The 14,088-nt window shown below is 60.7% G+C and carries 9 protein-coding genes; 5 read left to right on the forward strand and 4 right to left on the reverse strand.

Translation table 11 applies throughout. The features are described from left to right. Positions 1-52: 52 nt before the first annotated feature. Complete coding sequence (locus GLL_RS05165; protein ID WP_231848400.1) at positions 53-3,019, reverse strand: FG-GAP repeat domain-containing protein; 2,967 nt, start codon at positions 3,017-3,019, stop codon at positions 53-55. A gap of 111 nt (positions 3,020-3,130) precedes the next feature. Then, on the reverse strand, positions 3,131-3,544 hold the full coding sequence (locus GLL_RS05170) for a hypothetical protein (RefSeq protein WP_011140998.1): 414 nt from the start codon (positions 3,542-3,544) through the stop codon (positions 3,131-3,133). Positions 3,545-3,707: 163 nt separating this feature from the next. On the opposite strand from GLL_RS05170, the gene GLL_RS05175 reads away from it, so the two are divergent. The 4 genes from GLL_RS05175 to GLL_RS05190 all read left to right on the forward strand — a co-directional run bounded on the left by GLL_RS05175 (position 3,708) and on the right by GLL_RS05190 (position 10,632). Next, a complete protein-coding gene (locus GLL_RS05175) occupies positions 3,708-6,089 on the forward strand; it encodes a phosphoketolase family protein (RefSeq protein WP_011140999.1) in 2,382 nt (793 codons plus the stop codon). A 94-nt stretch (positions 6,090-6,183) separates the two neighbouring features. Then, positions 6,184-8,754, forward strand: a complete 2,571-nt coding sequence (locus GLL_RS05180; RefSeq protein ID WP_011141000.1) for a glycogen/starch/alpha-glucan phosphorylase — start codon at positions 6,184-6,186, stop codon at positions 8,752-8,754. A gap of 11 nt (positions 8,755-8,765) precedes the next feature. Beyond that, positions 8,766-9,404: a histidine phosphatase family protein gene (locus GLL_RS05185; protein ID WP_011141001.1), complete on the forward strand. Its 639-nt coding sequence runs from the start codon at positions 8,766-8,768 to the stop codon at positions 9,402-9,404. A 10-nt stretch (positions 9,405-9,414) separates the two neighbouring features. Further along, positions 9,415-10,632, forward strand: coding sequence for an acetate kinase (locus tag GLL_RS05190; protein ID WP_011141002.1), 1,218 nt, complete (start codon positions 9,415-9,417; stop codon positions 10,630-10,632). Positions 10,633-10,639: 7 nt separating this feature from the next. Here the strand turns inward: GLL_RS05190 and GLL_RS05195 are convergent, their stop codons facing one another. Next, positions 10,640-11,584, reverse strand: a complete 945-nt coding sequence (locus GLL_RS05195) for a LysR family transcriptional regulator (RefSeq protein WP_011141003.1) — start codon at positions 11,582-11,584, stop codon at positions 10,640-10,642. 128 nt (positions 11,585-11,712) lie between these two features. Beyond that, complete coding sequence (locus GLL_RS05200; protein WP_011141004.1) at positions 11,713-12,021, reverse strand: hypothetical protein; 309 nt, start codon at positions 12,019-12,021, stop codon at positions 11,713-11,715. 251 nt (positions 12,022-12,272) lie between these two features. Between GLL_RS05200 and GLL_RS05205 the strand changes: the two genes are divergently transcribed. Next, complete coding sequence (locus GLL_RS05205) at positions 12,273-14,081, forward strand: NAD(P)H-quinone oxidoreductase subunit F (RefSeq protein ID WP_011141005.1); 1,809 nt, start codon at positions 12,273-12,275, stop codon at positions 14,079-14,081. The last annotated feature ends 7 nt before the right edge of the window (positions 14,082-14,088 follow it).

Raw genomic sequence — 14,088 nt, forward strand, 5'->3', positions numbered from 1 at the left:
CACACCGGACGGAGCGTCATCATCTCGCTTACCTCGACTATTTGAATGTTCCCTAGCGCGGTCCGCTGATTTTCCAGTTGAGATCACTGACGGAAGTCAGCGACAGCGAACTCACAAAAGTCGTCCCATTCATGATCCACACGATGTTTTGGCCCGTCGCACCGTTGCGCCAGAGAATGTCCACTTTGCCGTCGCCGTTGTAGTCCCCGACGCCGCCTACTTGCCAATTCAGGTCGCTGACCAACGGCAGAGCGACCGAGGAAATAAAAGCCGTACCGTTCATCCGCCAAACGCTATTTTGCCCACCCGCCGTGTTACGCCAGAGAATATCGACTTTTCCGTCTTGACTAAAATCGCCCGCTCCAACAATTTGCCAGTTGCGGTCACCCACCGGGCTAATCGGCAAAGAAGCGACGTACGTTGCACCGTTCATTTGCCAGACGGTGTTTTGGCTGGTGGTACCGTTGCGCCATAAAATGTCTGGTTTATTGTCGCCATTGAAGTCGCCCGTACCGCCGATTTGCCAGTTCAAATCTCCCACCACGGGCAGAGTAGTCGAAGTTACAAAAGCAGCGCCGTTCATCTGCCAGATGGAGTTGGCTCCGGTGGCTTTGTTGCGCCAGAGGATGTCCACTTTGCCGTCGCCGGTAAAATCGCTGGCGCCACCGATCAGCCAGTTGGGGTCGGAGACCGGGTTGACGGCCAGCGAACGCACGAAGGTTGTACTGCTCATCTGCCAGATGGAATTTTGGCCAGTTGCAGTGTTGCGCCACAAGATATCCGATTGGGCGTCGCCGGTAAAGTCTCCTGCCCGGTTGGTAATGTTGAACAGCACCGAAGCGTCGTCAGTGTCGCGGTTGGCGGTGGCAACATCCAGGTCGCCGTCGCCGTCGAGGTCTGCGAGCGCAACCGAGCGGGGGTCATCTCCAGTGGCAAAGTTGATGGGGGTGCTGAAACCACCGGTGCCATTGTTGGTGAGCACCGAGACGCTGTCGGAATAGTCGTTGCCGGTAACGATGTCGAGATCCCCGTCCCTGTCCATATCCCCCAAAGCCAGCGAATATGGAAAGTCCCTGACCCCGAAGTAGCCAAAGGCCGTAAATCCACCACTGCCGTTGTTTTTGAAGACCGAGACATCGCCGTAAAATTCGCTGGCGGTGACAATATCGAGATCGCCGTCTTTGTCGACATCGCCCAGGGCTACGAAATCGGCCCCGGCCCCGAAGTTGACGGGAGCAGCGAAACTGCCCGCACCGCTATTTTTGAGCACCGAGACATTGTCGTAGTTCGAGGTGACGACATCGAGATCGCCGTCTTTGTCGACATCTCCTACGGCCACCGAGAGCGGACCCTGGCCGGTGAGAAAATTGGCCGCCCGGGTAAAATTGCCGCCGGTGTTGACGAGCAGCGATATGTTGTCCTCGTCGCGGTTGGCAGCCACAATGTCGAGGTCGCCGTCTTTGTCCATATCCCCCAGGGCCACCCCGCGCGCCTCGTCGCCTGCCAGGATGTTGGCTGCGGTCGCGAAAGCTCCTGTGCCATCGTTTTTGAGCACCGAGACGTCGTAGGAGGTACTGTTGGCGGTCACCGCATCGAGATCGCCGTCGCCGTCCACATCCCCCAGGGCCACCGATTCGGGGTCAGTGCCGACATCAAAAGTGCCGGCGGCGACAAAGGTACCAGTTCCAGCATTCTTGAGCACCGTCACGGTGTCGTTGTTGATATGGGCCACGATCAAGTCTCGGTCGCCGTCGCCGTCAAGATCGCCTGCCGCCACCGAACGTGGACCGTAGTCCGTGGCAAAGTTCGCGAAAGTGACAAACGTTCCGGGTCCGGTGTTCTTGATCACTGAGACATTGCTGCCGTCAAAATCGTCCACGAAGTCCGAGTTGGCCGTGACGATGTCGAGATCGCCGTCTTTGTCCAGATCCGCCAAAGCCACCGAGCGCGGACCATCCGCGGCCGGTAAAATGACCGGAGCCGCAAACACACCGCTACCGGTGTTCTTGAGCACCACGGCGCGATCGCCGTAGCTTGTCGCGACCACATCCAGGTCGCCGTCTTTGTCCACATCCCCGAGCGCCAGCGAGCCTGGAGTGATTTCATTGGTCAGCGTGGCGCTCGGGGCGGCAAAATTGCCGCCGCCGGTATTCTTGAGCACCAGCACCTGCGGATCGTCGGGCACCCCAAAAAAATTGATAAAGTTGCCGGTGACAATGTCGAGATCCCCGTCGCCGTCCACATCGCCAAGCGCCAAAGCGTAAGGGTCGTTTCCAGCAATGGAGGCGACAAAGCTGAGGGCAACGGCAAAAGTACCGTTGCTGTTGTTTTTGAGCACCGAGACATTCCCGGGAATGGAGTTGGCGGTGACGATGTCTAGATCGCCGTCGTTATCGACGTCGCCCAGGGCCACCACGTAAGGGTTGTTGCCCACCGTCAGGTCGACGCGCGAACCAAAGCCGCCGCTGCCGTTGTTGATGAGCACCGAGACGCTGTCATCGAAATTGTTGGCGGTGACAATGTCGAGATCCCCGTCTTTATCCAGATCGCCCAGGGCCACCGATTCCGGTTCATCTCCGACCGCAACAGTGACCGGGGCTCCAAAACCGCCGCTGCCGTTGTTCTTGAGCACCGAGACGGCGAAGGAGGTAAACGTATTGTTGGTCACGATGTCGAGGTCGCCGTCGCCGTCGACGTCCCCCAGAGCCAACGCCTCGACCGATTCACCGGCCCGGAAGTTGGCAGGCGCGCCAAAATTCCCGCTGCCGTCGTTTTTGAGCACCGAGACGCTGTCGGAGGTGAAGTTGGCCGTCACCACGTCCAGATCCCCGTCTTTGTCGATATCCCCCACCGCCACCGCCAACGAAGGCGCTTCGGCCAGAAAAGTGCGCGGAGCGGCCAGCTCCACCTGGGCGGCCACCGGGACGGCCAGCAGCATCGAAGCGGCCAGAGCGAGCCACCCCCCCCGCCGCTTCAGTCTCAATAATTCTCGATTTGTCAGCTGACACTTGTACAACATCGACATTTTCCCCACCTCCCCGTCAACCAGCAGACAGGGCTCCCATGTTTATATGGACGGCGCGCAAAAAAAACTTAAGCCCAAAGCCAAAAAGCTTTGTTGAAAACCGGCTCAGGGCTCAGACCACCCCCGGTCCGGCCAGGCGGCCTCGAACCGCGCCGCCAACGCTCGATAATCCGAATGGTCCGCCTCCCAGCCCACCAGACCCGCAACAAACTGTTCGATCGACTCCGCTGCCCATGCCTGCGGGCAACGCGCCTCCAGACGCAGCAAATAGCGCTCGCAGCCGAAGCGCAGCGTCGGATAACTGGCAAGCTGCCGGTTTTGAGTGTCCATAAAACTCTGGGCGCCCTCGCGCGGCGTCCAGGGGATATGCCAGTAGTTGTGGTGGCGGCGGGCCGCCTCGCTGGTCAGCCCTTCGCAAGCCCACTGGGCATGCACCCAGCCGAAGCGGGCCAAGCCGGGACGCAGTACATACAGCGTGCGCAACAAGACGCCGCCGGTGTCGGTGGAACCTGCAACCATGATTGATTACGCAGTTATGCCATTATGTGCAAAGTCGAGGATTCCGGCCTGTTTCAATTGCTTAATACTCTTTTCCTTGTCGCGTCCATATACCTTAACTATCCTTTAACTGGGTTTTGAGACGATGAGCCCACGTCCCCATCCAGGATTCGAGGCGAGATCCATGGTAGTAGCCAAGATTGAAAAAACCGGCACCTTGAGCACAGAGCAGTTGCAAAAGATGCACGCCTACTGGCGGGCGGCCAACTATCTGTCGGTGGGCCAGATTTATCTAATGGACAATCCCCTGTTGCGCGAGCCGCTTAAACTCGAGCATGTCAAGCCGCGGCTTTTGGGGCACTGGGGCACCACCCCAGGGCTGAATTTCATTTATGTCCACCTCAACCGCGTGATCCAAGACGAGGATCTCGACATGATCTACATCGCCGGACCGGGGCACGGCGGACCCGGTTTGGTGGCAAACACTTATCTCGAAGGCACCTACAGCGAGTACTACCCGAACATCTCCGAGGACGCCGAGGGGATGAAGCGCCTCTTCAAGCAGTTCTCCTTTCCCGGCGGCATCCCGAGCCACGTCGCCCCGGAGACCCCCGGCTCGATCCACGAAGGGGGCGAGTTGGGCTACGCGGTCTCCCACGCCTACGGCGCCGTCTTCGACAATCCCGATCTGATCGTCGCCTGCGTGGTAGGCGACGGCGAAGCCGAGACCGGTCCGCTCGCCACCTCCTGGCACTCCAACAAGTTTCTCAATCCCGTGCGCGACGGGGCGGTATTGCCGATTTTGCACCTCAACGGTTATAAGATTGCCAACCCGACGGTGCTCGCGCGCATCAGCCACGAGGAACTGGAGAAGCTCTTTGAAGGCTACGGCTACAAGCCTTATTTCGTCGAAGGCTCCGAGTACGAACCGACCCACCAGTTGATGGCAGCGACACTCGATACCTGCATCGCCGAGATCAAGGCCATCCAGCACGAGGCGCGTACCGGCGGCGCGACCGCCCGTCCCCGGTGGCCGATGATCGTCCTGCGCACCCCCAAGGGCTGGACCGGCCCCAAGGAAGTGGACGGCAAAAAGACCGAGGATTTTTGGCGCTCGCACCAGGTGCCTTTTTCGGAGATGGCGGGCAAGCCCGAGCACGTGCAGTTGCTCGAGACCTGGATGCGCAGCTACCAGCCGGAGGAGCTGTTCGACGAGAACGGTACCTTTTTGGGCGAGCTCAAGGCCCTGGCCCCCAAGGGGCACCGGCGCATGGGAGACAATCCCCACGCCAACGGCGGCATCCTGCTCAAAGATCTGAAGATGCCCGATTTTCGCTCCTATGCGGTGGATGTGGCCAAACCCGGCACCACCTTCGCAGAAGCGACCAAGGTGATGGGCATCTTCTTGCGCGACGTGATGAAGGCGAACCTCGATCAGCGCAACTTTCGGATCGTCGGCCCCGACGAAACGGCTTCCAACCGTTGGGGACCGCTTTTTGAGATCACCAACCGCACCTGGATGGACGCAATCCACCCCTACGACGATCATCTCTCGCAGGACGGCCGGGTGATGGAAATCCTCAGCGAGCACACCTGCCAGGGCTGGCTGGAGGGGTACCTGCTCACCGGTCGGCACGGATTTTTCTCGTGCTACGAAGCGTTTATTCACTTGGTCGATTCGATGTTCAACCAGCACGCCAAATGGCTGAAGACCACCCGGCACATCCCCTGGCGCCGCCCGATCGCTTCGCTCAACTACCTGCTCACCTCCCACGTCTGGCGACAGGATCACAACGGTTTTTCGCACCAGGATCCGGGCTTTATCGACCACGTGGTCAACAAAAGAGCGGAGGTCATCCGGGTGTACTTGCCGCCGGATGCCAACACACTTTTGTCTGTCACAGATCATTGCCTGAGAAGCCGCCACTACGTGAACGTGGTCGTGGCGGGCAAACAGCCCGCCTTGCAGTACCTCGACATGGACGCGGCCATCAAGCACTGCACCAAGGGCATCGGCATCTGGGACTGGGCGAGCAACGACCAGGGCGTGGAGCCGGACGTGGTGATGGCCTGCTGCGGGGACATCCCCACCCTGGAGACGCTCGCGGCAGTGGACATCCTGCGTCAGAACTTCCCCGATCTGAAGATCCGAGTGATCAACGTCGTCAACTTGATGAAGCTGCAGCCGGAAAGCGAGCACCCCCACGGCCTGTCGGACAAAGATTTCGATTCGATCTTTACCCCCGACAAACCGGTGGTGTTTGCCTTCCACGGTTATCCCTGGCTCATCCACCGGCTCACCTACCGGCGCAACAACCACAACAACATCCACGTGCGCGGCTACAAAGAAGAAGGCACCACCACCACGCCCTTCGACATGGTGGTAATGAACGACCTCGACCGCTTCAACCTGGCGGACGACGTGATCGACCGGGTGCCCCGGCTGCGCTACACCGCCGCCCACGTCAAGCAGATGCTCCACGACAAGCTCATCGAGCACAAGCAGTACATCCACGAGCATGGCGACGACATGCCCGAGATCCGCGACTGGTGCTGGCCGTACTAGCCCGAGTGTTGAAGCGGGGCATCGACAGGAGATGCCCCGCTTCAACGACTGAATCTTTGACTGCTCCGAACACCCACTGCGTCGAGAACCCACGATGGCAAAAGATAAGTCGGACAAAAAGACCGCGGCTGCAGCGGCAGCGCCAGTCCAGATCGAGGACGATCGCACCGGTTTGAGCGTCGAGACGCTCAAGCGCGCCTTTGCCGATAATTTGTTTTATATCCAGGGCAAAAACGCCGACATCGCGACACTGAACGATTACTATATGGCTCTCGCCTACACCGTGCGCGACCGGTTGTTGCAACGGTGGCTGAGCACGATCAAAGCCCAGCTCAAACCCGAAGTCAAAGTTGTCTATTATTTGTCGGCGGAATTTTTGATGGGACCGCACCTGGGCAACAATCTGGTCAGCCTCGGCATCTATGACCAGGTGCGTCAGGCTATCCAGGAATCGGGTCTCAATCTTGAGGAACTGATTGCCCAAGAAGAAGAACCGGGGCTGGGTAACGGCGGCCTCGGGCGGCTTGCGGCTTGCTATCTCGACTCGCTGGCGGCCCTTGAGATTCCGGCTGTCGGCTACGGTTTGCGCTATGAATTCGGCATTTTCGATCAAGAAATTCGAGACGGCTGGCAGGTAGAAATCACCGACAAGTGGCTGCGCTACGGCAATCCCTGGGAGATCGCCCGGCCGGAGGCCACCGTCGAAGTCAAGCTCGGTGGCCACACCGAGGCTTTTGTGGACGGAGCCGGCCGCTACCGGGTGCGCTGGATTCCGGAGCGGACCATCGTGGGCGTCCCCTACGATACACCCGTCCTCGGATTCAAGAACAACGCCGCCAACACTCTGCGCCTCTGGAAGGCGGAAGCGCCCGAATCTTTCGATTTTCAGGCGTTCAACCTCGGCGACTACTACGGTGCGGTCAACGCCAAGATGTACTCCGAAAACATCTCCAAGGTGCTCTACCCCAACGACGAGCCGCTACAGGGGCGGGAATTGCGTCTGGAGCAGCAGTTTTTCTTTGTCTCCTGCTCGCTGCAGGACATTATTCGCCGACACCTCTACGTGGGCGGCAAACTCGAAGATCTGCACAACAGTGCCGCCATTCAGCTCAACGACACCCACCCGTCGATCGGTATCGCCGAGTTGATGCGGCTATTGGTCGACGAGCACAACATCGACTGGGATACGGCCTGGCAGATTACCCAAAACACGTTCGCCTACACCAACCACACCTTGCTGCCGGAGGCGCTGGAGCGCTGGCCGTTGAGTTTATTCGGCAGCCTGCTGCCCCGCCACCTGGAAATTATCTTCGAGATCAACCGGCGATTTCTTCAGGAGGTGAGCGCGAAGTTCCCGGGCGATACCGGCCGCCTTGCGCGCCTGTCGCTCATCCAGGAGGGACCGGAAAAATTCGTGCGCATGGCGCATCTGGCGAGCGCCGGCAGCCATGCCATCAACGGCGTGGCCGCCCTGCACAGCGAGTTACTCAAGCGCGACGTGCTGCGCGATTTTTATGAACTGTCGCCCGAAAAATTTTCCAACAAAACCAACGGCGTCACGCCGCGCCGCTGGATCATGCTGAGCAATCCGGAGCTGGCCTTCTTGATCAGCGAGAGCATCGGCGACGGCTGGATCAAAAATCTGGGTGAGCTGCGCGAACTGGAGCGCTTTGCCAACGACAAAGAGTTTCAATCGCGCTGGCGGCAAATCAAGCTCAACAACAAAACGAACCTCGCCGAATACATCCGCAAACGCACGGGACTGGTGGTCGATCCCCATTCGCTGTTCGATATCCAGGTCAAGCGCATCCACGAGTACAAGCGCCAACACCTGAACGTGCTGTACATCATCACTCTGTACAATCGCCTCAAGCAGAATCCCGAGCTTGAGATCACCCCCCGCACGTTCATCTTCGGCGGCAAGGCGGCGCCGGGCTATTTCATGGCCAAACTGATCATCAAATTGATCAACTCGGTGGCAGATGTTGTCAACAACGACCCCGATGTGGGCGGCCGGCTCAAAGTCGTGTTTTTGCCCGACTACAACGTCACTTTCGGCCAGCGGGTCTACCCGGCCGCTGAACTTTCCGAGCAAATCTCCACCGCCGGCAAAGAAGCCTCCGGTACGGGCAACATGAAGTTCTCCATGAACGGTGCGCTCACCATCGGCACCCTGGATGGCGCCAATGTCGAGATTCGCGAGGAAGCCGGGGAAGAAAACTTCTTCCTGTTCGGCCTCACCACCGAGGAGGTCTACGCCCTCAAAGCGCGCGGCTACAACCCCCGGGATTACTACAACGGCAATCCCGCCCTGCGCCAGGTGATCGATCAGCTCGCATCGGGGGTTCTCTCTTCGGGCGAAACGCACCTGTTCGCGCCGTTGGTGGACCACCTGCTCAACCGCGACGAGTACCTGTTGCTCGCCGATTACCAGTCCTACGTCGAATGCCAGGACCGGGTGGGCGAAGCCTACCGGGATCAGGAGCACTGGACGCGCATGTCGATTCTCAACTCCGCCCGCATGGGCAAATTCTCCTCGGACCGGGCGATTCGCGAGTACTGCGAGGACATCTGGGGGGCGGTTGCGGTGGATGTGGTGCTGGAGGAGTACGTCCAGGCGACCGCCGGTCTCGCGGTCAAACCGCAGCCGGTGGCGGCCACCTAAAGGAGAGGGGCATGAGCCTGCGGGTCCATTTTCTGCGCCACGGTGAGACGATCTACAGCCGCACGGGGGGCTACTGTGGCGAACTCGACCCCGAGTTGACCGCTGAGGGCGAGATGATGGCGGCGGCGTTTGCCGCCGCCCACCGCTCCACCCCCTGGGATGCACTCTACGTCAGTCCGATGCGGCGCACCGTGGCGACGGCCAGGCCCCTGTGCGAAGCCCTGGGATTGGAGATGCAGTTGCGCGACGGCCTCAAAGAGATCCGCTACGGCGCATGGGAAGGCAAGACCAGCGACGATGTCAAAGCGCACTACGCCGACGATTACGGGCGCTGGCTGACCGAACCCGCCTGGAACCCGCCCACCGGCGGCGAGACCTCAGTGGCGATCGCCAGCCGCGCCATGCCGGTGATCGCCGAGATCGAATCGAAGTATGCGGACGGCAACGTGCTTGTGGTTTCGCACAAGGCGACCATTCGCATTATGCTCTGCTCGCTGTTGGGCATCGACCTCGGCCGCTACCGCGACCGCATCAACATCCTGGCGGCCTCGCTGAGTACGGTCAAATTCGACGTGCACGGACCGCTTTTAGAATCGCTCAACGACCGCGCCCACCTCGGTCAGGAGTTGCGCACCCTACCGGGAACTTGAGGGCTGTGAGGTGAAAGTACTCGTTCTCAACGCCGGTTCGAGCAGCCAGAAAAGCTGCCTGTACGACCTGCCGCACACCCAGCTGCCCCAGGAGCCGCCGCAGCCGCTGTGGGAAGCACAGATCGACTGGCCCCACGGCGGAGATGGCGCAAAGCTGAAGATCAAAACCGTCCACCATCGACACGAAAAAACCCTGCAAGGCGGGTCGCGCTCCGAAGACAGCGCCCGGATGCTCGAAACTCTCTACAGCGGCGAGACCCGGGTGATCGCAGATCCAAGCGAAATCGAGATGGTCGGACATCGGGTCGTCCACGGCGGTGAAGCGTACCGCGAGAGCACCCGGATCACCCCCGAGGTGAAGGCAGCCATCGATCAGCTCGCACGCTTTGCGCCGGTGCATAACCCGGCCAACCTCGCCGGTATCGAAGCGCTCGAAGCGCTCCTCGGCCCGCAGGTGCCCCAAATCGCCGTTTTCGACACCGCCTTCCACAGCCGCCTGCCCGCTGCTGCCTACGTCTACCCCGGTCCTTACGAGTGGCTCGATCAGGGCATCCGTCGCTACGGCTTCCACGGCATCAGCCACCGCTACTGCGCCGAGCGCGCCGCCCAGATCCTCGGGCGCGACCTGGCGCAGTTGCGCCTGATCACCTGTCATCTGGGCAACGGCTGTTCGCTCGCCGCCGTGCAGGGCGGCTTCAGCATCGATACCACCATGGGATTTACGCCCCTGGAAGGACTGATGATGGGCAGCCGCTCAGGCTCCGTCGACCCCGGCATTTTGATTCATCTGATGCGCCAGGCCGACTACACCGTGGACAAGCTCGATCACATCCTCAACCAGGCTTCGGGGTTGGAAGGCGTCTCCGGGATTTCCAACGACCTGCGCCCGCTCTTCAAAGCGATCGACGAAGGCAACGCCCGCGCCAAACTGGCGCTCGATATATACATCCACCGACTGCGTGCCGGGATCGGAGCGATGGCCGTGAGCCTGGGCGGCCTCGACGCCTTGATCTTTACTGCCGGGGTGGGAGAAAACGCAGCCCCCGTGCGCGCCGGAGCCTGCGAAGCGCTGGGATTTCTCGGGGTGGCCCTCGACCCCCAAAAGAACAACGGCCGACCCAGGGACGCAGACATTGCCGCCGCGGATTCAGCGGTGCGGGTGCTGGTCATTCACACCCAGGAGGACTGGGCGATTGCCCGGGAATGCTGGCAGCACCTGCGCCGTTGAGGCGAATTCAGGCGGGCCGCTCCAACAGACTGGTCATCTCGAAGCTGGTGCGCTCGGCCACCTCGCGGCCCTCTTCGATGAGGTACTGCAAGAACGTGCGGGCGACCACCGAGAGGCGCTTGCCCGCCGGATAGACGACATGCCAGTGGCGGCGGATCGGAAAACCTTCGACATTGAGGATGGCCAGATGGTGCAACGCCCCTTCGCTCGCCAGGGCGTGGTGGGAGAGCACTGCGATGCCCAATCCGCCGATGACCGCCTGCTTAATCGCTTCGGAACTGCCCAGTTCCATCTTGACGCGCGGGGTGAGACGGCGCTCTTCGAAAAATTGCTGCACCACCATGCGCGTGCCCGAGCCGGGTTCGCGCATCAAAAAGGGTTCTTGCACCAGACGGCTCGCAGGAATATTGCGCTGCAGCGCCAGCGGATGGTGGTAGGGCGCAATCACCACCAGTTGGTCATCGAGAAACGGATGCATCTCGACGTTGAGATCCTCGGGCACCTGGCCGACGATATAAAAATCATCGAGGTTCTCCGCCAACCGTTCGAGCACCCGGCCGCGGTTGGCCACCTCCAGCGAAATGTCGATCTCCGGATAGCGCTGGCAAAACGGCCCCAAAAGGCGCGGCGCAAAGTACTTGGCTGTTGTCACCACCGCGAGGCGCAATTGCCCTTTTTTGAGCCCCTGCATGTCGGAGACGGTCATCTCGAACTGGGCCAGACGGGTGAATATCTCTTCGCAGGTGGCGAGCAGCTCCCGGCCCGCATCCGTCAAAAACAACCGCTTGCCGATCTGCTCGAACAGCGGCATCCCAACCGCCCGGGTCAGCTGCTTGATCTGCATCGAGACGGTCGGCTGGGTGAGGAACAACTCCTCCGCGGCGCGCGTGAAGCTGCGGTGGCGCGCAACCACCTGAAACACCTGCAGCTGGTGCAATGTGGCGTGCTTCAAGACGATCCTCCAGCACCTATAGACATAGTTCTATCATGAACAGGAATAACATCAACTTAAGGTGATGGCTGAATGAGAATGTTCTCATCTACCAGCCGACAGCGGGTCGGGAGCCGCCTGCAGAAAACCTATAAATGGGCGCGAAACTCCTGCTCCAGCGAGGGCGGCTCGATCGGCTCCGCGGCCAGTGCTTCGAGATCTTGCAGGTCGGAGCGCAGCTTGTCGATGCGCTCACCGAGCAACCGCCGGATCACCTCGGCAGAAGCCCCGGCACAATCGCGGCAGGCCTCGCCGCAGGCTTGTCCCCGCTGGTTATAGACCACCGCCAGCAATGAGAGACTGCCGCGGGCGCGCAGCGGATGAAAGCGATCGGTGCAAATCGCGCAGTAGCTCGGCCCGTTTCCCGCGTACACCGTCGTTTCCCACACGATCTTCACGGGCCACCTCCTGCCTGGCGGATATTGTGCTCAGATATAGCAGATCCGCAGCGAGCCCACCGCCCCAACCGGACAAAATCATAGATGAAAGTCGATATTAATTATTGATATCATCTACTTTTATCTATTGCAAAGCAATATTAACATCGATGCAATAGTCCAAGCGGGTCGAAAAACGGTCCCTCGCGCCGCGGGGAGCCGCTCGGGCCGGATGTTCGTGCATGTGTCCAGCGTCGGGAGTTCTGGCTGCGATGGATCTCGCTATTGTTCAATCTGCCTGGTGGATTCCCCTGTACAATCTGGCCGGCGCCGTGCTGGCCCTGCCCTGGTCCCCGGGGATCATCCGCAAGACCGGACCGCGCCCGGCCGGTTACCTCAATTTGATTGCGACGCTGTTTGCCCTGGTCCATTGCCTGCTGTTGCTGCGGGAGGTCTGGGGTCAGGGGCCGGTGGCGATGAGCTTTACCTGGTTGGAGGTGCCGGGACTGACCCTGACGCTGCCGCTGGAAATTTCGGCGGTAACGGTGACGGCGGCGGCGGTGGTGGCTGGGTTGGGCTTGCTCGCCCAGTTGTACGCCGTCGCCTACCTGGAGATGGACTGGGGATGGGCCAGGCTCTTTTCGCTGTTGGGCCTGTTCCAGGCGGGCATGAGCGCGCTGGTGCTGTGCAATTCGCTGTTTTTCAGCTACTTTATCCTCGAAATTCTCACCCTGGGCACCTATTTGCTGGTTGGGTTCTGGTTCAACCAGCCCCTGGTGGTCACCGGGGCGCGCGACGCTTTTTTGACTAAGCGCGTCGGCGACCTGTTTATGTTGATGGGCGTACTTGCCCTCTGGCCGCTGGCGGGCACCTGGGACTTCTCGGAACTGGCGCGCTGGGCGGCTGTGACTCCCCCGGACGCGAGTGTTGCCACCCTGTTGGGACTGGCGCTGATCGCCGGCCCGATCGGCAAGTGCGCCCAGTTCCCGCTGCACCTGTGGCTCGACGAGGCCATGGAAGGTCCCTTGCCTTCGACCATTCTGCGCAACTCGGTGGTGGTCGCCACCGGCGCCTGGGTGTTGGTCAAAATGTATCCGCTCGTTGCCCTCTCGCCGGTAACCGTCGCGGCCCTCATCGCCATCGGCTCGATCACCGCCCTGGGCGGCTCGCTGGTGGCCCTGGCCCAGATCGACGTCAAGCGGGTATTGTCGTACCTGGTGAGTGCTTACCTGGGCCTGGTGCTCGTCGCAGTGGCCACCGGCCAGCTTTCGACCGCGCTGCTGCTGCTTTTGGCCAATGCCCTGGCGATGGCGCTGTTGGTGATGGCCGTGGGTTCGGCAGTCTGGAACAACATCAGCCAGGATCTCAGCCAGTTGGGCGGTCTGTGGTCGCGTCGGCCCGTCACCGCGCTGTGCTATCTGACCGGCTGCTTTGGGTTGGTGGCGGCTTTGCCCCTCGGGGGCCTTTGGGCGCAACTGGAGATGGTCGAGGGGCTCTGGAACGCCCAGCCGCTTTTGGCTGTGCTCGTGGTGGTCGTCAATGCCCTGGCCGGTTTTGCTTTGGGCCGCGTCTTCGGTCTGATTTTCCTGGGCAAGCCTACCCAGATGACCGTGCGCTCGCCTGAGGCGCCCTGGCCGATGGTGGTGCCGATGACGGTGCTCGCCGGTTTGGTGATTCATTTTCCCATCGTGCTTGCCACGATCGGCTTGCTGCCCGGCACCGCCGCCAATCCGCTGGCGCTCCCCGCCCTGGTGGCCCTAGTGGTGCCGGGCCTGGCAGGCGTGGTGCTCGGAGCGCGGCTCAGGCCGGTGGAATTGCCCAACCGCCCGGTGCAGGACTGGCTGGCCAACGACTTTTACACCGCCGTCGCCTACAAGAACACCATCGTCTTTGTGATCGGTTTGATTTCGCAGTTCGTTTCACTCTTTGACCGCTACGTGGTCGACGGGTTGGTGAACCTGGTGGGGCAGCTCTCGTTTTTGGGTGGCGAGGGCATCAAGTACAGCACCACCGGCCAGACCCAGTTCTATTTGCTCACGATCATTCTGGGGGTCGTGCTCCTCGGAATGCTGATGATTTAGCTCCTGT

This window comes from Gloeobacter violaceus PCC 7421 (assembly GCF_000011385.1).
GTDB classification, from domain to species: domain Bacteria; phylum Cyanobacteriota; class Cyanobacteriia; order Gloeobacterales; family Gloeobacteraceae; genus Gloeobacter; species Gloeobacter violaceus.